Raw genomic sequence first — 23,193 nt, 5'->3', positions numbered from 1 at the left:
TGTTTCTTTAATATTATATACAAATAATAATGAATATACCATCAGAATTAAAGTACACAAAAGATCACGAATGGATCAAAATTGAGGGTGATACTGCCATCGTAGGAATTACTGATTTTGCACAAGGTGAGCTTGGTGACATCGTTTATGTAGAAGTAGAAACAGTAGACGAAACACTAGATATAGAAGAAGTGTTTGGTACAGTTGAAGCCGTAAAAACAGTTTCAGATTTATTTTTACCACTATCTGGCGAGATTATAGCATTTAATGAAAGTCTAGAAGACGAGCCAGAAAAAGTGAACACAGACCCTTATGGAGAAGGTTGGATGATAAAAATGAAGTTTTCAGATGCTACTCAAGTAGAAGAATTACTTTCAGCAGACGATTACAAAGCGCTAATTAGTGGTTAAAAAATTACTGTTACTAGCTTCAATAGTCTACAGCATAACTCTGATGATAGTTAGTTTTATTAATTTGTATAATGTACCTAAGATAGGTTCTGGCCATGATGATAAAATTTATCATGTACTTGCCTATTCAATTTTAGCTTTTCTTTGGATGACTTATTTTAAGTCGTCTAATAAACCGCATATAATTCTTAGTGTTATAGTGAGTACTGTATTTTTTGGTTTAGTAATTGAAATACTACAACACCAACTTAACTCTAACAGAACGTTTGATGTATTAGATATATTAGCAAATTGTGTAGGTGTGCTTATTGGTACATTAATTGCAGTTAGATTATACATCTATAAGTTAAAATAACTCAAAGCCTTGTTTTTTTTGCTATTTATTAGTTAAATTAGCAATGTTATAATTAATAATAATACTATGGAACCGAAAAAGAATACTAAATCTGACGTGAGCCGCAATAGTTCGCTATTTTTTGCTGTAGGTCTTGCTTTAATGTTAGGTATTACTTACATGACAATAAATTATAAGACTTACGATAAAAGTGATATCGCTTTAGATTCTCTTAATTTAGATGACGAATTAGAAGAAGAAGTGCCTATTACAGAACAACTTGTTACACCACCACCACCACCACCACCACCACCACCTGCTCCAGAAATTATTGAAGTCGTTGAAGATGAAGAAGAAGTAGAAGAGACAGTTATTGAGTCTACTGAGACTGAAATGGATACTGAAATTGTTGAAGTTGAAGAAGTAGTTGTTGAAGAGGTAGACGAGGATATAGAAGTTCCATTTTCTGTAATTGAAAATGTGCCTGTTTTTCCTGGTTGTGAAAACAAAAAAGGTAATGCAGCGAAGAAAAAATGTATGTCCGAAAAGGTGAAAAAATTCGTAAACAAGAAGTTTAATGTAGACTTAGCAAGTGATCTTGGATTGGGTGCGGGTAAAAAAAGGATTTTTGTTTCATTTAAAATTGATAAAAACGGAAATGTAGTTGGTATTGGCGCCAGAGGACCACATCCAGGTTTAGAGAAAGAAGCTAAACGTGTTATTGGTTTATTGCCAAAAATGAAACCAGGTAGACAAAGAGGTAAATCAGTTATTGTCCCTTATTCTTTACCAATAGTATTTCAAGTACAAGACTAAGCATACTTTTTTATAATATTAAAAATCCCGTTCCAAATTAATTGGACGGGATTTTTGTTTTGGTACGCTTATTGTGACTTTATCATAATATTAACATGTAAATAATAAGTATTATGAAAAATTCAAAAAATAACTTTGGTAGTGCTGGTCAGAGCACTACTGAAGTAAAGAAATCACACAAGCATGATGCAAATTTACAAAAAAACTCAACTCTATACTTCCAAATAGGGTTGATACTTTGTTTATTGGGCACTTATGCACTCTTTGAAATGCAGTTTCAAGATCAAAATATTGTTATTGATTATGACACGGCAACAAATGAGACTATTACTCTTGATTATGTAAAACCTTTTATTGCTGAGGTTATTAAACCTAAAGAGCCTGAGCCATTACCAAGTACAGACTTAAAAGATATCTTTATGGTAGTTCTTAATGATACTCAGATTATTGAAAAGATTATAAATACACCAGATGCTCCAAAGGCACAGTCAGAGCCAGTAGCTATTGGTGATATACCAGATTTTAAGGAGCCGACAGAGGATATTATAGTTCCTTTTAGGCATATCGAAAAAGTACCAGTGTATCCAGGTTGCGAAAAATACGACACCAATGAAAAGCGCAGAAAGTGTATGTCCGATAAAATTAGTAAACTGGTAAGTAGAAAGTTTAACGGTGATATCGCAGAAGAGAATGGTCTTTCAGGTATTCAAACTATACAAATACAATTTACAATAGATAAGTTTGGTAATGTTATAGATATAAGAACAAGAGCTCCGCACCCAGCTTTAGAGAAAGAGGCAAAGCGCGTTATTAATAAGATTCCAAACATGCAGCCAGGCTTACAGCGTAATACTCCAGTTGGTGTTATTTACACGTTGCCTATCCGTTTTATGGTTAGAGATTAAAATTTACGCTTTAGTTTAAACGAAACCGTTATTCTTTAATAACGGTTTTTTGTTTTTAAGGTTACTAAAAAAAATAAGTATCTTTCAAACATCAAATTATTGTTTATTTATGAGGTATTTACTTCTTTCTTTTACAGTATTACTGGCTTCGCTTTTAAATGCTCAAACTATATCTACATACGAAAAGCCACCTGTATTTGATGAGTGCGAATCAAAAGCTGTAGAAGAACTTAGAGCTTGCTTTAATTTTACTCTAAACAACTTTGTTTACATCAACTTTAAAACACCAAGTATTGTAACTGAGAACTCTTACACTGGTGATGTACAGGTTTTGTTTGAGGTTGACACAGAAGGTAAATTCAAAGTAATTTTCATAGATGCGATTTACGAAGAGTTAAAAGAAGAAACGAGACGTGTATTTAATGAATTGCCAAAAATACAACCAGCAACGTATAATAGTCGGCCAATTTTTGTTCAATATAATATTACAATAGCAATACCATTAACAGAGCCAACTTTAAAAGAAAAAAAGAAAGAAGAAGTAGTTGTTTTGGAAATAGATAGTCTAAATACTATACTATCTAATGAGTTTGATGATATCAACAAGAATCTCAAGCCTTACGATAATAAGGAATATTCGAGTCAATTAAATATACCTTTTACACATTCATATTATGCAAGGTTTGATGGAGAAATGAATGTCATAGGTGCTAACAGCCATACAGCAGCAAAACCCTTTATATATAACGATGTTAAGAAATACTATGATATCGCAGCAGAAAAAGAAAGTTTAGCAAAGGAAACCAGCTCTTGGATTGGAAGAAAGCTTTACAATGAACACTTGGTACAGGTACAAGCAGAAGATTATTGGTTTACAGTAGATCCTATTTTAGATTTACAAGTGGGAAGAGATACCGAAGCAGATTTTAATACAACTTGGAATAATACACGTGGTGTTTTTATACAAGCAGGTTTCGGAAAACGTTTAAATGTAACGGCATCAGTTTATGAAAGTCAAGGACGTTTTGCACAATATTTTAATCAGTTTGCTGAAGGCTTAAAAGCATTTGGTCCCGATCCTGCAATTATTCCTGGAAGAGGAATTGCTAAGCGTTTTAAGGATAACTCTTACGATTACCCTGTAGCTGAAGCCTATTTATCTTACACACCAGCAGATTTTTTAAATATTCAGTTCGGACATGGTAAAAACTTTATTGGTGATGGATACCGTTCATTACTACAAAGTGATGTCGCAAGTCCGCATCCGTTCTTAAAATTAAGTGCCACCTTTTGGAAAATAAAATACACCAGTACTTGGATGTGGTTACGCGATGTAAGAGATGAAGTTGTTGAAGGTGGTGCATTTTTACCAAAGTATATGGCTAATCATTACTTAAGTTGGAATGTCTCTAAGCGCCTTAATATAGGATTATTTGAATCTGTAATGTGGGCAGATACAAACGGAAGAGGTTTTGATGTTAATTATCTAAATCCTGTAATATTTTTTAGAGCTATTGAGTTTCAAACGGGTCAAGATGCAGGTAATGCTATCTTAGGATTGAGTTCTAAATACAAATGGAATAATAAAGTTAACCTATACGGTCAATTCATTTTAGATGAGTTTTCTTTGAGTGATATTACTGGTGGAAATAAAAGCTGGAAAAATAAGTTTGGTTATCAATTAGGTGTTAAATATTTTGATGCTTTTAAAGTTGATAATTTGCTATTACAAGCGGAATATAACCAAGTACGACCATACACCTATTCTCATAATTCTATTATTCTTAATTATGCACATTTCAACCAACCAATGGCGCATCTTTGGGGCTCTAATTTCAGAGAATTAGTTTTAATAGGAAGATATAATTATAAGCGTTGGTTTGCAGATGGGAAGGTAATTATCGGTGAACGCGGCTTAGATTTCAATACTCCAGAGGATAGTTTTGCTTATGGTGGGGATATTTACAGTACTGAGAATAACAGACCTTTAGATACAGGTGTTACCATAGGACAGGGAAATAAAACCACTAGTTTTATGACGGAAATACAAGCAGGTTATTTACTGAATCCAACAACTAACCTTAAGTTATTTACAAATATTATTTATAGAGATTTTAATCCAGAAGCTGTCACTGCTTCCACTATGCATTCTAATACGCTTTGGTTTAGTATTGGATTGCGGACAGATTTGTTTAATTGGTATAATGATTTTTAGTCTTATCCTTTTAAGCCCTTATAAAACCAGTACCATAACCTAAATCATCATGTATTTATTAGACTAGAATCTAGTTTAGCTACTTCTTTGGACTTAACTATTATCAATTGCCTTTTGAATGTTAGTTCTTCGTGTTTCAAGCTTACTTAAAAAGTTTTTGTATTCTTCTATATTAGAAAGCTTGCCATGACCAATAATGATCTTAGTATCGTTGTCAATAACCATTAGACCACGTTTTGCCACATCGATATAACCATTAAAACTTCCGACAGAATTTAAATCTATATATGGGTAGCGACCATTAAAGTAAGTGTCACCAATATGAAGAACGTTACTTTCTGTAAAATATAATAATGCATCACCATCTGTTTGTGTATTAGCGACATGAAATATAGTTATGCCTTCTCCGTCTATAGTAATATTTAATTTATTATTAAATGTAATAACAGGTACTGCTTGTTTTGCTTTAAAGCTTCCATCGCGTTGTACTGCTTCAAGACGTTTTTCACCTTATCATGTGCAATAATAATTGCACCAGCTTTAGTCATATTTTCATTTCCGCCAGAATGATCTCCATGAAAATGAGTACTAACCAAAAATTTTAAAGGTTTATCGCTTAGTGTTTCTATTGCAATTAGATTTTTTTTAGATAAAGGAGCAAACTAATCATCACCAACAGAAACTCCAATATTACCACCTACGCCTTCAAGTATGTAAGTATGATTTGATAGTTTAGTTGTTTTTATTTCAACATTGTCAAACCGCTGTACATGTGTTGAAGTTAAAATAAATAATTAAGAGAATCGAAATTAGATAAACAGTTCTTGTGGCGAAGTTTTGGCTGCTTTTGGTCTTATAAAAACAAGTAAACTTACAGAAATTTACGAGCCTAATATATTTAACATTTTAAAATAAAAATCACAAACTAATATGTTTTCATAGCATAAGTCCTGTTTCTTAATTCTAATAGCGTAGCGATCTCCATTCTTAATAGAATAAAACTAAGATTTAACGTTGTCTATAATCAATTTTCAGACTATCTTTGCAATCGCTAAGAATAGAATTAAAACAGCACTTTTGAGTAGTACAAAATCTTCGATATCAAAGGCTTCTGCAATTACTGATTTTAAAGAAATCACAAAAATGGGATTATCCATTAGTGTTGTGTTTTCTGCAATAGCAGGTTATCTACTTGGAGCAGAAACTATAAATTTTACGACATTAATATTGTTAGCTTTTGGTGGCTATTTTATGGTTGGTGCATCTAATGCTTACAACCAAATCATTGAGCGCGATTTAGATGCGCTTATGGATAGAACAAAGAACAGACCCATACCAGCTGGTAGAATGACTGTTAATTCGGCTTTTATAATTGCGACGTCATTTACTGTTGCAGGTTTAATTACTCTATATATAATTAATCCTAAAACAGCGATGTATGGTGCGATTTCTATATTTCTTTATACAAGTGTTTACACACCCTTAAAAACAAAAACATCATTAGCTGTATTTGTTGGTGCATTACCAGGTGCTATTCCTTTTATGTTAGGTTGGGTAGCAGCACGAAATGATTTTGGTATTGAACCAGGTACTTTGTTTGCTATTCAGTTTTTTTGGCAGTTTCCTCACTTTTGGGCAATAGGTTGGTTTTTGCATGAAGATTATAAAAAAGGTGGTTTTTTTATGTTACCAACAGGTAAGCCAGATAAAGGTACAGCCGTACAAATTATAATGTATAGTGTTTGGACAATTATTGCATCTATAATACCAGTTTTAGGTTTTACAGGTGATCTAAAATTGTCTGTGGTTGGAGCTATTCTAGTATTTATGCTCGGTTTGGTGATGCTGTTTTATGCTTTTAAGTTATTTAGAGAACGCACGGTAAAAGTAGCTAAACAGTTAATGCTCTCCAGCGTTTTTTACATTACCATGTTACAAATAATATATGTAGTTGATAAATTTTTGAGATAGATGGATTTAACACAAGGAACACAACAAGAGAAAAGAGCAAGATCTAAGAAGATGATGCTATGGTTTGGTATTGGCTCATTAATTATGTCTTTTGCGGGTTTAACTAGTGCCTTTATAGTAAGCAGTAAACGAGAAGATTGGTTAAATGATTTTCAATTACCAAATGCATTTTTGATTAGTGTCGTTGTTATTATACTAAGTAGCTTAACTTTTATTTTGGCTAAAAAAGCCTTAACCCAGAATAATAGACAAATGGTAACGCTATGGTTAATGGTTACTTTGGTATTAGGAATTGGTTTTATATACAACCAGTTTAGTGGCTTTAGTCAAATTATAAATGATGGTTATAATTTTACCGGCCCAACAAGTAATGTTACAATTTCATTTATATATTTAATCGCAATGTTGCATATAGCGCATGTCATTGCTGGACTTATATCATTGATTGTTGTAATTTATAATCATTTTAAACAAAAGTATAACTCCAACAATATGTTGGGTTTGGAACTGGCGGCGAATTTTTGGCATTTTATAGATATACTATGGGTCGCTCTCTTTTTATTTTTATATTTTTTTAGATATATAAATTGATTATTTTTGTCAAATCTTAAAATTTAAATAAATTCTATGGATTCTACAGTAGCTAGTACTGGTACAGAAGGTAAAACTTGGGGAGGTGGCAATAAACCTCTAAAGGCAAGTTATGGTAAAATGATGATGTGGTTCTTCATTGTATCAGATGCATTGACATTTTCAGGTTTCTTGGCCGCTTATGGTTTTTCAAGATTCAAGTTTATAAATGAATGGCCAATTGCAGATGAAGTGTTTACACACTTACCATTTATTCATGACGGTGTGGATAGACCAATGATCTATGTTGCATTTATGACTTTTATTCTTATAATATCTTCTGTAACTATGGTGTTAGCAGTAGATGCAGGTCACCATATGAATAAAGGAAAGGTTACGATATATATGTTTCTTACTATTATTTTTGGAGCTACTTTCGTCGGCTCACAAGCTTGGGAATGGGCAACATTTATTCAAGGAGAATATGGAGCTGTTCAGACTAAGGGCGGTAATATTCTTCAATTTGGAGAGTATATTACCGAAGACGGAGAAGAGAAGTTTAAGCGTATTTCTATAGATGATTTTGCAGTACTACAACACACAGAACGTGTACAGCATGAGCGTAAAAATGGTCTTTGGTTTGTGACTGAAGAATCGTTGCCTCCTTATTCTGTAAATGAGATATATGATGGCTTAGCTGCCAATCCTAATATTTTGGTGAGAAATCAAATTATTAATGAAGAAGGTGAGAAAACAGTACTATCTAGAGAAGAGTCGTTAAAACAAATAAAGAATAATGGTAAGCTTGTTGTCAAAGGAGCTAATCTTAAAGTTAACGAATATGGAACAGCATTATTCGGTGATTTCTTCTTTTTTATAACTGGCTTTCACGGATTCCACGTGTTCTCTGGTGTAGTAATTAATATTATTATATTCTTTAATGTTATTCTCGGAACTTATGAAAGAAGAGGGAGTTATGAGATGGTCGAAAAAGTTGGTCTATACTGGCACTTTGTAGATTTAGTATGGGTATTTGTATTTACATTCTTCTATTTAGTTTAAAAAGAAATTAAGATTACGTTATGGCGCACGAACATAAATTAGAAATATTTAGAGGGCTTTGGAAATTTAAGTCTAACACACAGAAAATTTGGGGTGTCTTGTTTTTCCTTACTGTACTCACTGCTGTAGAGGTGGTATTAGGTATATATAAGCCAGACATTTTAATGTCTCCGTTAATAGATCCTTTTGAAGGTGGATTCCTTGCTATGATAGGTAATATCATATTGTCTCCAATTATATATATGAAGAGCTTAAACTTAATCTTTATAGTATTAACGATTGTTAAGGCCTATTATATCACATGGGACTTTATGCACATGCGAGATGAGACTGGTAGTATGAGAAAAATGGTAGTTTGGACAGCTGTATTCCTTATTTGTTATTTAATGTTTATCCTATTACAAGAAGGTGGTTATGTCTTTGGTGTATACAATTCTGAAGATGCATTAATCAAACGAGATTTTTAGACTTATTATATATAGTTTACACTGAGTATAGTCTTAGTGTTAAAAAATAATAAAAGGTGGTTTTTCTAAACCACCTTTTATTATTTTTGCATTATGAAAATAAGCAAAGTAAAACGTAACATAGTATTGGGTATTTTATTCTTCTTACCTGTTGCTTTTTTATTAATGCTTTATCCTGCCAAACATAATTATGACCCTTTAGATGTTGTTAATGAAAACGTCTCTGATATGGAATATTTCTACACAGACAGAGCGGATTCTGTTTTCTTAAAAGACAACATTACTGTTTTAGGATTCTTAGGAAAATCACCATTAAAAAAGTCTATAGCAGCTTCTAACCTTAAAGAGTTAGTCTATGATAAGTTTAAGGGTTTTAAAAAATTTCAGATTGTTATTGTCGTTCCAGAAGGTACAGAAGATGATGTAAAAGAGCTTAAAAAAGAAATAAACACATACGAAGATTTAAGATTTTGGCACTATGCTTTTGGAACAGAAGCAAAAATTAAGATACTTTATAATAACCTCAAATTTAAGAGTCCGTTAAACGAAGATCTGTCCACAGATAATGTATTTATAATAGATAAAGATTTAAACCAACGTGGAAGACTAGATGGTAGAGATGAGAAGCAAGTAGAGGATAATAAACCTGCTTTTAGCGTTTATTCGTACGATATGATTGAAGTCGCCGAGATTAAAAATATGATGAGCGATGATATACGTATTCTTTTTACTGAATACCGTCAAAAACGAAAAGGAAAATTTGAGGATTCAAATACAAGAAGAGATAAAGATTTAAAACAAACAGATGAGTAAAAAAACAAGTTATTCGTACGTAGGTATTACATTCATAATTCTAATATTCGGAATTATTTTTGTTCCTAAAATTATAGACCGTTTTAATAGTGGAGATGTAACTAGAGACGGAAGTAGAAGCGAAGATGTTTCTACCGCTAAAACATCAAAACAAACAAATAAAAGTGATTTAGCTTATATCGAAATTAATGGGACACCTAAAAAAGTACCAACGTTTAGTTTTATAAATCAAGATGGGAAAATGATCACAAATGAAGATTATTTGGGTAAAGTTTATGTTGTAGAGTTCTTTTTTACAACATGCCCAACAATTTGTGCTCCAATGAACCGAAATTTAGTAGAAATTCAGAACCAATTTACAGATTTTGATGATTTTGGAGTTGCGTCATTTTCTATTATGCCTAAGGTAGACACTCAAGAAGTATTAAAAGAATATGCAGAAAACTATGGTGTTACAAATCCGCACTGGAATTTAATGACTGGTGACCGTGACGAGATTTTTAAATTAGCAAATATTGGATTTAACATTTTTGTTGGGGACACCCAAGATGAATTTGGGTTTGAGCATTCTGGAGATTTTGCCTTAATAGACAAAGAGGGTTTTGTACGTTCAAGAAAAGATGATTTTGGAAACCCAAAGATTTTTTATAGAGGTTTTGTTCCTGAGGCTGACGGTGAAGATGAAGATGGGTATGTACAAGAAATCACAATTTTAAAAGAAGATATTGCTAAACTATTGAAAGAGTAATTATGAATACTATCGATTTAGAAAAAGAAAAAATATATAATAAGTGGATTATTGCTCTAGCGATAATAATTCCTTTGGTGGTCGCTGTTCTATCTAGAGTTAAACTTCAAGACTTTGGTATAGAAGTAGAGCCTTTAAGTTTCCTGCCACCAATTTATGCAACCACTAATGGCTTAACAGCAATACTGTTAATCGCGGCTATTATTGCTATCAAGAAAAAAAATATAAAGCTACATGAAAGACTTATGAAGTCTGCAATAACCCTTTCTGTGCTTTTCTTAGTGATGTATGTAGCTTATCACATGACGAGTGATTCTACTAAATTTGGTGGAGAAGGAAGTATTAAATACGTCTATTATTTTATTCTATTTACGCACATAGTATTGTCTATTGTTATTATTCCTTTCGTATTAATAACCTATGTAAGAGCAATAACTAACAATATAGAGCGTCACAAAAAAATTGCTAAAATTACATTTCCTATGTGGTTATACGTTGCAATAACAGGGGTCGTCGTTTATGTTATGATTTCTCCATATTATATTTAAGTATTGAAAACTAAATTAAACATATTACTTCTATTATTAGCTGTCTTCTTTACTTTAGATGTAGAGGCACAATGTGCTATGTGCAGAGCTGTTTTAGAAAGTGGCGAAGATCAATCTGCTGCAGAAGGTATAAACAATGGTATAGTTTATCTTATGGCAATACCTTATATTTTGGTAGGTTCTATAGGTTTTTATGTATACAGAAAATTCAATAAGCCGACTAAATCTGAAAATATAGATTAAGGCTGTAACATCTTTCATCTTAAATAGTCTTAATCATGAGTATTTCTAAAAGGAAGTCTTAACAATTTGTTGGGATAAAGAACTCATAGATTTGCTTAAAATTGCATGCGCAAACTAAGTACACTATGATTCAAATTAAAGATTTACATAAGTCTTACCAAATGGGAAGTAATTCTCTGCATGTACTTAAAGGAATAAACTTTAATGTTAAGGAAGGTGAACTTGTATCAATAATGGGATCTTCAGGCTCAGGGAAGTCTACTTTACTAAATATTTTAGGAATGTTAGATGAGGCCGATCAAGGCCAGTATATTCTCGATGGTGTTCCCATAAAGAACTTAAACGAAAAAATTGCTGCACAGTACAGAAATAAATTTTTAGGATTCATCTTTCAATCTTTCAATTTAATAAATTATAAGTCTGCTTTAGATAATGTTGCGCTCCCATTATATTATCAAGGGTTAAAGCGCCAAGAGCGTATGGAAAAAGCTGAACATTATTTAGAAAAAGTGGGTTTAGCACAATGGTCTCACCATTTACCAAGTGAAATGTCTGGAGGTCAAAAACAGCGCGTAGCAATAGCAAGAGCTTTAGCTAGTAATCCAAAGGTTTTGTTAGCAGATGAGCCTACAGGAGCTTTAGATAGTAAAACGTCTTATGAGGTTATGGATCTTATACAGGGTATAAATGATGAAGGGAAAACTATTTTAATAGTTACACATGAAGATGACATTGCACACATGACTAAGCGTATTGTTAATCTAAAAGATGGTGTTATTATAGATGATAGTAAAGTAGAACAAATTAGAGCCAAACAAAATGTTTGATATAGAACGTTGGCAAGAAATATTTCAGACGTTAAGTAAAAATAAGTTAAGAACTATTCTTACAGGGGTTTCTGTGGCTTCAGGTATTTTTATCTTTATAGTACTTCTCGGGTTTAGTACGGGTGTTCAGAATGGCGTTAAAGAGAAGTTTTCTGGAGATGCTACCAATAAAATAAGTGTAAGAGCGGGCCGTACTACAAAACAATACAAAGGTCTTAACCCTAACAGGCGTATCCAATTAAAAAATGAGGATTTCGAGAATATTTCTAATACCTATGGCGATTATTTAGAATACAAATCTGGCGGTTATTCTAGTTGGGGATCTCAATTAGTTTATAAAAACGAATTTGGAAATTTTTACATTAGAGGTGTGGATCCAGACTACCAATTTATTGCAAAGGCCAGCATAACGGAAGGACGTTTTATAAATGAAGGAGATATTAATGAAGCGCGAAAAATTATTGTAGTTAGCAATAAAACAAAAACCGAATTATTTAAGGGTAAAAGCCCAATTGGGGAAACAGTATCTGTAAAGGGCGTTAATTTTAAGGTTGTAGGCGTTTATGGCGATCCAGGTGGAGAACGTGAAGAAAGCCAGGTATTCATTCCATTGACCTCAGCTCAAATTGCGTTTAATGGAGGTACTGATATAAGAGATATGTCTTTTACCGTTGCAATGTTAGATAATTTTGATGACACTGTTGCATTTTCACAAAACCTAGTTGCAAGTATTGAGAGTGACATCAGAACAAAATACACCATTGCGCCAAACGATAGAGCCGCGATACGAGTTGACAATACATTGGAAAAAGCCCAAAAAATCTATTCATTAAGTGATATGATTAAGGCTATTTTTTGGTTTGTAGGTATTGGTACAATCATAGCTGGTATTGTAAGTGTAGGTAATATTATGATCATTATTGTTAAAGAACGCACCAAGGAGATTGGCATAAGAAAAGCATTAGGGGCGGAACCACTTTCCATTATTGGTATGATTTTACAAGAATCTATTTTCGTAACGATGTTCTCAGGCTTATTCGGCTTGGTTATAGGTCTTGGGCTACTTGAGTTTGTAGGGCCAACAATTGAAAGTGATTTTATTAAATACCCACAGGTAGATTTTTATACAGCACTTATTACGGTTTTTATATTGGTAGCTGCAGGAACTTTAGCAGGTTTTATTCCTGCGTATCGGGCAGCAAAAATAAAACCTATTGTAGCACTAAAAGACGAATAATATGTTTAGTAAAGACCGTTGGAACGAGATACTAGAGAGTCTAACTGCTAATAAGTTTAGAACCTTATTGACAGCGTTTGGTGTGTTTTGGGGAATTACCATTTTGGTGTTATTACTAGCTTTAACAAATGGTTTAAAAAATGGTGCAACGGTTGAGTTTAGTGATTTTGCCACGAATTCTATTTTGACTTGGTCGCAAGGTACTTCAATAGCTTATAAAGGTTTGCCAAGGCGCAGACGTTTTAGCTATAAGTTAGATGATATTGAAGCATTAAAAACTCAATTTCCTGAGATAAAGTATGCTTCTCCAAGAAATAAGCTTGGAGGCTATCGTGGAGGAAATAATGTCATAAGAGGAACTAAAATTGGTGCTTTTGGAATTTTTGGCGACTATCCAGATTATATTAAGCAAGAACCCATGGATATTCTTGAGGGTCGCTTTGTGAGCTATTCTGATATAGAAGCTAAGCGAAAGGTTTGTGTTATAGGTGTCGATGTGATTGCAGGTTTATACGATAAGGAAGAAACCGTTATAGGCTCTTATATTGAAATCAATGGCGTTAATTTTATGGTGGTTGGAACCTTTAAAAAGCCAAATAGTCAAGGGGATGCTGAGGAAGAGGCTAATGCTATAATTATTCCTTTTACGACTTTTAACCAAGCCTTCAATCAAGGAGATCGAATTTATTATATGGTTATAACTGCTTTCGATGCTTTCGATATTACAGAACTCAAGGAATCTATATTTAGTTTTCTAAAAGCGAGACATAACGTTCATCCTAATGATATGCGTGCTTTAGGACATCGCGATCAGTCTTTAGAGTTTAAAAAGATATCAGGGCTTTTTAGTATTCTATCTGTAGTCGGATATTTTGTAGGAGCACTTATTTTATTATCTGGAATTATTGGTATTAGTAATATAATGCTTATTTCGGTAAAAGAACGTACCAAAGAGATAGGTGTAAGGCGTGCTCTTGGAGCATCGCCATGGAATATTAAATCACAAATCCTGCAAGAAAGTTTAATTCTAACAATTATTTCAGGTATGACTGGAGTCGTATTTTCTGCAGCTATGATTTGGCTATTGAACTATTTAATTGAACAAAATGGGCCTGTTCAGAATTTTATAAATCCAAGTGTAGGTATGCAAGTTATTATAACAGCTATAACTTTATTGACTGTTTCAGGACTATTGGCAGGTTTAATTCCGGCTAATAATGCAACCAAAATGAAGCCAATAGATGCTTTAAGAATTGAATAAATTAGAAAAACTATAATTATACATGAAACGCACATCAACCGTTATTACCCTTGTAGTCATTGTAGCTGCATTTGCTACAGCTTTAATATATCTATGGAATAAAAACCAAGAAGACCCAGTGACATATACTACTGAAAAAGCTTCGAACCAAACTATTGTGCTAAAAACGATGGCTACTGGTAGTATTGTTCCAAAAGAAGAAATATTAATTAAACCAAATATCTCTGGTGTTATCGAGCAAGTATTTATTGAAGCAGGTCAATATGTAAATTCAGGAGATTTAATTGCTAAGATTAGAGTTATTCCTAATGTATCTTCTTTAACCAGCGCAAAAAATAATATTGCATCTAACCAAAATGCATTGCAGACAGCAGAAATTAATTACAAGACACAAAAAGCTATTTATGAGCGTCAAAAGGAACTTTTCGATAAAGGTGTAATTGCTGCAAACGAGTTCGACCAAGTAAATAATACTTTTCTACAAGCAAAACAACGTGTAGAACAATCTAGAATTGACGTTACACAATCGCGTCAAAACTATGATATTATCAAAACAGGAACGACGTCTGGTTTGGGTAATATTGCACAGACCCAAGTAAGAGCCACGGTATCAGGTATGGTATTAGATGTTCCAATAAAGGAAGGGAATCAAGTAATTGAAGCAAATAACTTTAATGAAGGAACTTCAATTGCATCCTTAGCGGATATCAAAAAAATGATTTTTGAAGGAAAAATTGATGAAAGTGAAGTTGGTAAAATTAAAGAAGGCTTACCATTAGAAATAATTATTGGTGCGCTTGAAAACGTAAAATTTGATGCTATTTTAGATTATATAGCTCCAAAAGGAGTCGCAGAAAATGGAGCTATTCAATTTGCAATAAAGGGGTCTCTAAAAAATATTGACTCTACTTTTATTAGAGCAGGATTAAGTGCAAATGCTTCAATTATTTTAGATAGAGCAGATAATGTTTTAGCTATTAAAGAAGCTCTAGTTCAATACGATCCTAAAACGAAGAAGCCTTTTGTTGAGATCGCTGTCGGAGACCAAAAATTTGAAAGAAGAGAAGTGGAGTTAGGTCTTAGTGACGGTATCTTTGTTGAAGTGAAAAGCGGTATTTCAGAAACAGATGAGATTAAGGTTTGGAATCAATTACAAGGTGTACCAAAATATGGTGGACGTTAATTAATTATAATTTATTGTAACACTTAGAGATTTATAGAGACAAATAGACATTATGAAAAAATCAATCATCATAGCATTACTTCTTTTTGGGGTTTTTGCACAGGCACAAAATAAAAAATGGACGCTTACAGAATGTGTAGTCTATGCTTTAGAGAATAATATTTCGATTAAGGATAGTGAGCTAAACATAGAACTTGCAGATATAGAAAAACTAACTGCGCAAGGTAACTTTATACCTAGTCTTAACCTTGGTAGTGGCGTTTCTGAGAATACAGGTCTTAGTTTTAACCCTGTTACTAATAATGCACAAACAACGACATTTCTTTCTGCTTCGGGAAACATTAATGTAGGTTACACTTTATTTAATGGATTAAGAAACTTTAGACAATTGCAACGTGCAGATATTTCTAAGCTTTCAAGTCAGTATCGCTTAGATAAAATGAAAGATGATATTTCACTTTTTGTAGCGAATGGTTATCTTTCCGCTATACTTAATAAAGCTAATCTAAAAGTTTTAAAAGCACAAAATGAAGTAACTAAAGAACAAATTCAAAGAACTGAAGAATTGGTTGACGCTGGCTCTTTACCTAGAGGTGATTTATTAGAAATTAAAGCTACAGACGCTAGTGAGCAACAATTAATTATTAATGCAGAGAATAATATTCAAATTTCATTAATAAGTTTAGCGCAGTTGTTACTTATAAAGGATTACGAAAACTTTGATATTGAAGATGAGGGTTATGATATCGTAGATACAGGAATCACCGATAAAAATATTTCTGAAATTATTGCTTCAGCAAAACAGAACAGATCTGAAATAAAAATAGCAGAACAAAATGTAGAATTAGCAAATATAGATTTAAAGATTGCTAAAGGTGCCAACCTGCCAACATTGTCTGCGTTCTTTGGTTATAACACAAGATTTGCCAATACAACATCTTTTTCCCAATCAGTAGACCCAGATAATCCAATATCTACCCAACAAATTGGTACGGTTGAAGGCACTGGGCAGGCCGTTGTAAGTGATTTTCCAAATGTAATTATTTCAGAGGCAGCTGCAGATCCATTTATAAATCAGTTATATCAAAATGATGGTATTGGTTATGGACTACAGTTAAGTATCCCAATATTAAACGGATTTAATGTTAGAGGTAATGTGCAAAGAAATAGAGTAAATTTAGAGCGTTCAAAGTTTCAATTAGAGCAAGCAGAGTTAGATTTAGAATCTACAGTATACCAAGCTTATGTAGACGCTAAAGGATCTTTGAAATCTTATGAAGCTGCTAAAACAGCTTTAGAATCACAACAATTAGCTTACGAATACGCTAAGGAGCGTTATGATGTAGGCTTAACAAATGCATTCGATTTTAGTCAGTCTAAACTAAGATATGATAATGCTAATATTGAATTAAATCGAGCTAAATACGACTACATTTTCAAGTTAAAGGTACTAGAGTTATTTTTCGGAATACCTGCAACTGATCTAAAATTTTAATTATGAGTAAAACAGTAAAAATTATTATAGGAATTGTCATTCTTGCACTTGTACTTTTAGTTGCAGGTTCAAAAATGGGTTGGTTCGGTAAAAAAGGAAACTTTAAACAAGTTATTGTAAAAGAGGTAGCGCTTAGAGATATTATTGAGACTGTATCTGCAACAGGAAAAATTCAACCAGAAGTCGAAGTAAAAATATCTTCTGAAGTTTCTGGGGAAATATTAGAATTGCCATTTAAAGAAGGGCAAGAAGTTAAAAAAGGGGATTTGTTAGTGAGGGTGAATCCGGATTTAATTCAGTCTGCGGTTAGTAGATCAGAAGCGTCTTACCAAAACGTAAGAGCTGGTTTAGAACAAGCTGAAGCTTCGTTAAAGCAAGCTAAAGCAGATTACGATAGAAGTAAAACACTTTTTGAAAAGGGGGTAATTTCTAAAGCGGATTGGGATAGAGCTATAGCATCTTTCGAAACTGCAGAAGCAGGAAAAAGGTCTGCATATTACAGTGTTCAAAGTGCAGCTGCTACGGTGAATGAAGCCAAAGATAATCTGAATAGAACCACGATCTATGCTCCAATGAGCGGTACAATATCTTTATTGAGTGTAGAATTAGGTGAGCGTGTGGTTGGTACACAGCAAATGGCTGGTACAGAGATATTACGTGTTGCAAACCTTAATAATATGGAAGTTGAGGTAGATGTTAACGAAAATGATATTGTAAAAGTAAACATTGGTGATTCTACGATTGTTGAAGTAGATGCGTATTTAAAGAAAGAATTTAGAGGTATAGTTACAGAAATCGCTAATTCTGCTGCTGGAACTTTAGCCGCAGATCAGGTAACAAATTTCAAAGTAAAAGTTAGAATTTTAGAAGAGTCTTACAAGGATTTAAGTGAAGGGAAGCCAGAAACATACTCACCTTTTAGACCAGGGATGACAGCGACAGTAGATATTATTACAAAGCAACGTAAAGATGCAATTTCAGTTCCAATAAGTGCTATTGTGATTAAATCTGATACAAGTTCTACTAAAAAACCTTACAGTAAGGTAGTCATGAATGATGATGATGGGCTAAAAGTAGAACAAAAATTTGAATGTGTTTTTGTAAACGAAAATGGTAAAGCTAAATTACGAGTAGTCAAAACTGGAATCCAAGATGATACCAATATTGAAATAGTTTCAGGATTAAGTAAAGATGATAAAATTATTACAGGACCATACAATATAGTTTCTAAGACACTTAATCCAGGTGATTTAATTGAAGAAAAGAATAATAAATCACAAACTTCAGAAAGTAAAGAAACTGAAGGATAACAGATCAACTGCTAATGGCATTAGTACTTAATATTGAAACAGCAACAACAAATTGTTCAGTCTCTCTATCTAAAGATGGGGAGACTTTAATATTAAAAGAGGATAATACTCCTGGGCATTCTCATGCTGAGAAGTTACACCTGTTTATTGATGATGTATTAAAATCTGCAGAAATAGAAGCTTTAGAAATTGATGCTATAGCGGTAAGTAAAGGTCCTGGTTCTTATACAGGTTTGCGTATTGGTGTTTCTTCTGCAAAAGGTTTGTGTTATGCACTAGATAAACCCTTAATAGCAATTGATACATTAGAGAGTTTAGCACACCAAGTAAGCGCTAACGACGGTTTTATTATACCTATGTTAGATGCGCGTCGTATGGAAGTTTATTCAGCTATTTATAATTCTAATTTCGAAGCGCAAAGAGAAATTAGAGCTGAAATATTAACCGAGGAGAGTTATAGTTCGCTCTTAGAACATCATAAAGTTTATTTTGTTGGTAGCGGAGTAGAAAAAACAAAAACGTTAATACAACATCCTAATGCTATTTTTGTGGAAGGTAAATTACCATCTGCAACTGAAATGTCTAAGCTTTCAGAATTAAAGTATAAAATAAGCGACACCGAAAATGTCGCTTATTTTGAACCTTATTATTTAAAAGATTTTATGACTTTAAAGAAAAAAGCTTAACCTTTTTTCTTAATTTCTACTTGATGTGGATAAGGTATTTCAATACCAGCAGTATCTAGAGCTTCTTTAACATTTTCAGTTATTTCAAAATAAACCGCCCAATAATCTTCAACAGTACACCAAGGTCTAACTACAAAATTAATAGAACTATCTGCTAATTCTGAAACTGCGATAGTTGGAGCAGGTTCTTTTAAAATTTTTGGATGGGATGCTAGAACCTTACTAAAGACCTCTTTGGTTCTTTTAATGTCAGAATCGTAGCCTACACCAAAGACTAGATCAACTCTTCTTGTACCTTCAGTTGAAAAATTAATAATGTTGCCATTAGATAATGCTCCATTAGGTATAATTATTTCTTTATTTGAAAGGCCAATAAGTTTGGTTGTAAAAATTTCTATTTCTTTTACAACACCAACCTCCCCTTGGGCCTCTATTAAGTCGCCAATTTTAATAGGTTTAAAAATCATAATTAGAACACCACCAGCAAAATTCCCTAAAGATCCTTGTAAAGCGAGTCCAATGGCCAAACCTGCAGCAGCAAGCACAGCAGCAAAAGAAGTTGTTCCAATGCCTACACTACCTAATACCACAATGACTAAAACGATTTTTAAAGCCCAATTAATAAGATTTATTAAGAATTTTTCTAAACTCTCGCCATAATCGGCCTTTGCCATTACTTTTCTTAGACCCTTAAGTAGCATTTTAATTACCCAGTTACCGATTATCCATATCAGAATAGCTACAATAAGCTTTGGTCCGAATTCAATAATTAAGTTGTAACCTGCGTCAATCCATTTTTGTGCGTCCATGTTGGTTTTTTAATAAATTACTCAGCAAATTTTAGACCGAGTAGTAGTTAAATAAAATATATTAAAGTGTATTATTTAATTTTGAAACCCAATTTAAATGCGATTATAAATTTAATAGATATTATCCATTAATGGCATTAACAGTAATGGAATTATCATTAAGTAATTCTTTTAAGGTGTTTTCTATCCCGCTTTTTAAAGTAAATGTTGAAGATGGGCAACCACTGCATGCGCCTTGCAATAAAACTTCTACTTTTTTGGTCTCAGCATCATAAGACTTAAACTCTATATTACCTCCATCACTTTCAACAGCCGGTTTAATATATTCTTCAAGGATATTTATAATCTTTTTTGATATATCATCTAAAGCTTCAAATTTTTGCTCAATAGCTTCTTCTGTTTTATTCAGTTTTTTAGGTGCATCGTCATTTAAAATAGTTTTACCTTCTTCAACATAAGATTTAATAAATTCACGAAGTTGAACTGTTATTTCTTCCCATTCAATTATATCAAATTTGGATATAGAAATAAAGTTTTTTTCCATAAAAATATTCTTTACAAAAGAAAATTGAAATAAAGCAGTAGCTAGTGGTGATGGTTTAGCAGTTTCAATAGAAGTAAATTCGTATATACTAGGAACCAATACCTTATTACAAACAAATTTTAAAACACCTGGGTTTGGTGTGCTCTCAGCATACACAGTAACTGCTGCTTTAGGTTTAGCAGCGTCTTCAGTTACTATAATACCACCTTTAGATAAATAATCTTCAATTTGAGTAGCAACCTCGTTCTGTACATCTTTCCACTCTACTATGTCGTAGCGCTCAATAGCAATAAAATTTGAAGAGATATATACTTTTTTTACAAATGGAAGATAGAACAGTTCTTGCGCTAAAGGCGAATCTTTTGCGTCGTCTATATTGTTGAATTCGAAACTGTTATGATTTGTTAAAAATCGGTCAGCTTCAAATTTTAAAATAGTTTCGTTAGAAGTCGGTATTATAGAAATATTTGTTTTCGACATTTTTTTTTGCAAAAATATGAAATATCAATCGGAAACGTTCATCCTTTAGATTATGTTTTGTGTCTAAAATCTTAAGTCAATTCATTTAATTTGTTTAAATTTCGTCCTCATTAAATAAAACCGCTTAAAATAAATATACCATTGCTAGTATTTATTTGAGTTAGTTTGGAAAAACTAAACGTAAAATCACTATGGGTTTATGATGTTTTTTTGAACATTATTAGTGATTTTCATAAAGCAGTTGAGTTAATATAAATTACTCATGAAAAAGATATTTTACTTCTTAGCTTTTTTTATAACAACGGTGAGTTACTCACAAGACGTATCTATGCAAAACGGAACGTTTAATCGCTGTTCTCCGGATAAATTTTATGATTCAGGTGGGGAATTTGGTTTTTATGGTAATGACGAGAATTTAGTAACTACAATATGTCCACAAAATGCAAATGAATTTATAATATTAGATTTTATTGCGTTTTCCACGCAACAAGGTCTTAATGGTGATGAAATGAATATCTATGATGGTGATGATATTTCAGCACCACTTTTGGGTTCATTTATCGGTCCTGTAGGTCCATTCACTATAAGTGCATCTGCTGCAAATGTTTCGGGTTGTCTTACTGTAGAGTTTATCTCTTCCGACTCAGGAAATGCAGATGGCTGGGAAGCTGATATCTTATGTGCTACACCATGTCAAACAATTTCTCCATCAATAGATAGTACTATGCCAGTAGCAAACGCTTCAGGTGTAGTGAGTATATTACCTGGGGATACAGTAGATTTTTCTGGCAGTGCGACTTTTACAGTTGATGGCACTAACGCTACATATGATTGGGATTTTGGCGATTTAAATACAGCTACAGGCACTGATGTAAGTAATACATTTACTACTGCTGGTACGTATACCGTAACCTTAACAGTAGGCGATGACAACCCTCAGGGTTGCTCAATTTCTACAACAATAACAGTTTTTGTTTTAGGTCCTAATGTCGTAGTAGATCAAGACACATTTACACCAGAACAGCTTATTGAAGATGTTTTAGTAAATAGTCCTTGTGCTACAGTTACAAATATTATATCATCTACAGGAACTAACTTTAGTCCTACAGAGCCAAATGGTATAGGGTATTTTACTAGTAATGGTATTGATTTTCCGTTTGAAGATGGTTTGCTCCTAACTAGTGGTGATGCAAGTGCCGCAAGAGGTCCAAATGATAATGCTATGAGTGCAGGAAGTGGTGCATGGCCTGGAGATTTAGAATTAGATGCTGCGGTAGGCATTAACTCTAACAACGCATCATTTATTCAATTTGATTTCACACCATTAGCGGATAGTATAAGTTTTGAATTTCTAATGGCTTCAGAGGAATATGATATGGGTAGTTTTGAATGTAATTTCTCAGATGCTTTTGCTTTTTTATTAACGGATTCTATGGGTAATACTACGAATTTAGCTGTATTACCTGGTACCAATACGCCAATTTTAGTAACTAATATTCATCCATTTAATGGATTTTGTCCTGCAATTAATGAACAATTTTTTGGTGAATACACACCTAATAACGGTCCTCCAATTTCTTTTGATGGAAGAACAGCTGTCTTTACAGCACAGTCAGCAGTAATTCCAGGGGAACAATACACTATTAAATTGGTTGTAGCAGATGCAACAGATACACAACTTGATTCTGGGGTGTTTTTAAAAGCAGGTAGTTTTGATTTAGGTGGTGATTTAGGAGATGATATTACTATTGCTGCAGGTAATGCAGTATGTGGAGGTGCATCTATAACTTTAGATACATCAGTAGTTACAGCAAACCATGTTTGGTACCTTGATGGTGTTGAAATACCAGGAGAAACTACGTCAACACTTACAGTGGACGTCGCAGGAACATATACGGTTGATGTTGTATTTACAGGAGTATGTCAATCTTCTGATTCTGTAATAATAGAGTTTAAAGCAAATCCAATAGCTAATGCACCACAAGATTTAATTGATTGTGATGCTGGTGGTGGTTTTGTAGAATTTGATTTATCAGAAAATGATGATCATGTTCTTGGTGCTCAGGACCCAACAGTTTTTGTTGTAAGTTATCACCTCACAGAGCAAGATGCAATTGATAATTTAGGTGCTTTACCAAATAATTATACAAATATTGTTAATCCACAAATCATTTGGGCTCGTATAGCGGAAAACACTCAAGAGTGTTTTGATACAATAGCTTTCTCTATCGCAGCATCCCCTCAACCCGACATAAACCC

25 protein-coding genes are annotated in these 23,193 nt (G+C 33.0%); 21 read left to right on the top strand and 4 right to left on the bottom strand.

Features of this window, described 5'->3' with window-relative positions:
* Positions 1–29 precede the first annotated feature (29 nt).
* The 5 genes from gcvH to B2U95_RS09935 all read left to right on the top strand — a co-directional run bounded on the left by gcvH (position 30) and on the right by B2U95_RS09935 (position 4,680).
* Positions 30–410 (top strand): glycine cleavage system protein GcvH, encoded by a 381-nt coding sequence (gcvH, locus tag B2U95_RS09955; protein WP_296315765.1) that lies wholly within the window; start codon positions 30–32, stop codon positions 408–410.
* 43 nt (positions 411–453) lie between these two features.
* The gene (locus B2U95_RS09950; protein ID WP_296315760.1) at positions 454–765 is read left to right on the top strand and encodes a VanZ family protein; all 312 of its coding nucleotides are present in this window, start codon (positions 454–456) and stop codon (positions 763–765) included.
* A gap of 66 nt (positions 766–831) precedes the next feature.
* The gene (locus B2U95_RS09945; RefSeq protein ID WP_296315756.1) at positions 832–1,560 is read left to right on the top strand and encodes an energy transducer TonB; all 729 of its coding nucleotides are present in this window, start codon (positions 832–834) and stop codon (positions 1,558–1,560) included.
* 113 nt (positions 1,561–1,673) lie between these two features.
* Positions 1,674–2,465, top strand: coding sequence for an energy transducer TonB (locus tag B2U95_RS09940; RefSeq protein ID WP_296315755.1), 792 nt, complete (start codon positions 1,674–1,676; stop codon positions 2,463–2,465).
* A gap of 109 nt (positions 2,466–2,574) precedes the next feature.
* The gene (locus B2U95_RS09935; RefSeq protein ID WP_296315752.1) at positions 2,575–4,680 is read left to right on the top strand and encodes a gliding motility protein RemB; all 2,106 of its coding nucleotides are present in this window, start codon (positions 2,575–2,577) and stop codon (positions 4,678–4,680) included.
* A 93-nt stretch (positions 4,681–4,773) separates the two neighbouring features.
* On the opposite strand, the gene B2U95_RS09930 is transcribed toward B2U95_RS09935, so the two are convergent.
* A complete protein-coding gene (locus B2U95_RS09930; RefSeq protein ID WP_296315749.1) occupies positions 4,774–4,905 on the bottom strand; it encodes a hypothetical protein in 132 nt (43 codons plus the stop codon).
* Positions 4,906–5,102: 197 nt separating this feature from the next.
* Positions 5,103–5,276: a hypothetical protein gene (locus tag B2U95_RS09925; RefSeq protein ID WP_296315747.1), complete on the bottom strand. Its 174-nt coding sequence runs from the start codon at positions 5,274–5,276 to the stop codon at positions 5,103–5,105.
* Positions 5,277–5,757: 481 nt separating this feature from the next.
* Here B2U95_RS09925 and cyoE point away from each other — a divergent pair, with 481 nt between their 5' ends.
* The 15 genes from cyoE (at position 5,758) to tsaB (ending at position 19,101) form a co-directional block, all read left to right on the top strand.
* Positions 5,758–6,651: a heme o synthase gene (gene cyoE, locus B2U95_RS09920; protein ID WP_296315743.1), complete on the top strand. Its 894-nt coding sequence runs from the start codon at positions 5,758–5,760 to the stop codon at positions 6,649–6,651.
* A complete protein-coding gene (locus B2U95_RS09915) occupies positions 6,652–7,242 on the top strand; it encodes a cytochrome c oxidase subunit 3 (RefSeq protein ID WP_296315742.1) in 591 nt (196 codons plus the stop codon). It abuts the gene before it with no gap.
* Positions 7,243–7,278: 36 nt separating this feature from the next.
* On the top strand, positions 7,279–8,283 hold the full coding sequence (locus B2U95_RS09910) for a cytochrome c oxidase subunit 3 (protein ID WP_296315741.1): 1,005 nt from the start codon (positions 7,279–7,281) through the stop codon (positions 8,281–8,283).
* A 20-nt stretch (positions 8,284–8,303) separates the two neighbouring features.
* Positions 8,304–8,750 (top strand): cytochrome C oxidase subunit IV family protein, encoded by a 447-nt coding sequence (locus B2U95_RS09905; protein WP_296315738.1) that lies wholly within the window; start codon positions 8,304–8,306, stop codon positions 8,748–8,750.
* Positions 8,751–8,843: 93 nt separating this feature from the next.
* On the top strand, positions 8,844–9,563 hold the full coding sequence (locus B2U95_RS09900; protein WP_296315735.1) for a hypothetical protein: 720 nt from the start codon (positions 8,844–8,846) through the stop codon (positions 9,561–9,563).
* A complete protein-coding gene (locus tag B2U95_RS09895; RefSeq protein WP_296315732.1) occupies positions 9,556–10,311 on the top strand; it encodes an SCO family protein in 756 nt (251 codons plus the stop codon). Before B2U95_RS09900 ends, B2U95_RS09895 begins: the two co-directional genes overlap by 8 nt.
* Positions 10,312–10,313: 2 nt before the next feature.
* Positions 10,314–10,859, top strand: coding sequence for a DUF420 domain-containing protein (locus tag B2U95_RS09890; protein ID WP_296315730.1), 546 nt, complete (start codon positions 10,314–10,316; stop codon positions 10,857–10,859).
* Positions 10,860–10,862: 3 nt separating this feature from the next.
* Positions 10,863–11,102 carry a hypothetical protein gene (locus B2U95_RS09885; protein ID WP_296315727.1) on the top strand — a complete coding sequence of 80 codons (240 nt, stop codon included), beginning with the start codon at positions 10,863–10,865 and terminating at the stop codon, positions 11,100–11,102.
* A 125-nt stretch (positions 11,103–11,227) separates the two neighbouring features.
* Positions 11,228–11,929 (top strand): ABC transporter ATP-binding protein, encoded by a 702-nt coding sequence (locus B2U95_RS09880; protein WP_296315725.1) that lies wholly within the window; start codon positions 11,228–11,230, stop codon positions 11,927–11,929.
* Entirely contained in the window at positions 11,922–13,166 is a 1,245-nt protein-coding gene (locus tag B2U95_RS09875) for an ABC transporter permease (protein WP_296315722.1), read from the top strand. The genes B2U95_RS09880 and B2U95_RS09875 overlap by 8 nt, the downstream gene beginning before the upstream one ends.
* 1 nt (position 13,167) lies before the next feature.
* The gene (locus B2U95_RS09870; RefSeq protein ID WP_296315719.1) at positions 13,168–14,427 is read left to right on the top strand and encodes an ABC transporter permease; all 1,260 of its coding nucleotides are present in this window, start codon (positions 13,168–13,170) and stop codon (positions 14,425–14,427) included.
* Between the two features lie 22 nt (positions 14,428–14,449).
* Positions 14,450–15,610 (top strand): efflux RND transporter periplasmic adaptor subunit, encoded by a 1,161-nt coding sequence (locus B2U95_RS09865; RefSeq protein ID WP_296315717.1) that lies wholly within the window; start codon positions 14,450–14,452, stop codon positions 15,608–15,610.
* 52 nt (positions 15,611–15,662) lie between these two features.
* On the top strand, positions 15,663–17,105 hold the full coding sequence (locus tag B2U95_RS09860; protein WP_296315714.1) for a TolC family protein: 1,443 nt from the start codon (positions 15,663–15,665) through the stop codon (positions 17,103–17,105).
* Between the two features lie 2 nt (positions 17,106–17,107).
* Entirely contained in the window at positions 17,108–18,415 is a 1,308-nt protein-coding gene (locus tag B2U95_RS09855; protein ID WP_296315711.1) for an efflux RND transporter periplasmic adaptor subunit, read from the top strand.
* A gap of 14 nt (positions 18,416–18,429) precedes the next feature.
* Positions 18,430–19,101: a tRNA (adenosine(37)-N6)-threonylcarbamoyltransferase complex dimerization subunit type 1 TsaB gene (gene tsaB / locus B2U95_RS09850; protein WP_296315706.1), complete on the top strand. Its 672-nt coding sequence runs from the start codon at positions 18,430–18,432 to the stop codon at positions 19,099–19,101.
* On the opposite strand, the gene B2U95_RS09845 is transcribed toward tsaB, so the two are convergent.
* Together B2U95_RS09845 and B2U95_RS09840 are read right to left on the bottom strand one after the other, a co-directional pair.
* Positions 19,098–19,910, bottom strand: a complete 813-nt coding sequence (locus B2U95_RS09845; RefSeq protein ID WP_296315703.1) for a mechanosensitive ion channel family protein — start codon at positions 19,908–19,910, stop codon at positions 19,098–19,100. The genes tsaB and B2U95_RS09845 overlap by 4 nt on opposite strands.
* 121 nt (positions 19,911–20,031) lie before the next feature.
* Positions 20,032–20,934, bottom strand: coding sequence for a NifU family protein (locus B2U95_RS09840; RefSeq protein WP_296315699.1), 903 nt, complete (start codon positions 20,932–20,934; stop codon positions 20,032–20,034).
* 262 nt (positions 20,935–21,196) lie between these two features.
* Between B2U95_RS09840 and B2U95_RS09835 the strand changes: the two genes are divergently transcribed.
* On the top strand, positions 21,197–23,193 hold a 1,997-nt coding region (locus B2U95_RS09835), incomplete at its 3' end, for a choice-of-anchor L domain-containing protein (RefSeq protein ID WP_296315697.1).

Source organism: Winogradskyella sp. UBA3174, from assembly GCF_002364335.1.
Classification (GTDB): Bacteria; Bacteroidota; Bacteroidia; order Flavobacteriales; family Flavobacteriaceae; genus Winogradskyella.
Note: the sequence above shows the minus strand (reverse complement) of the source record. Positions and strands in the feature narration are given on the sequence as shown.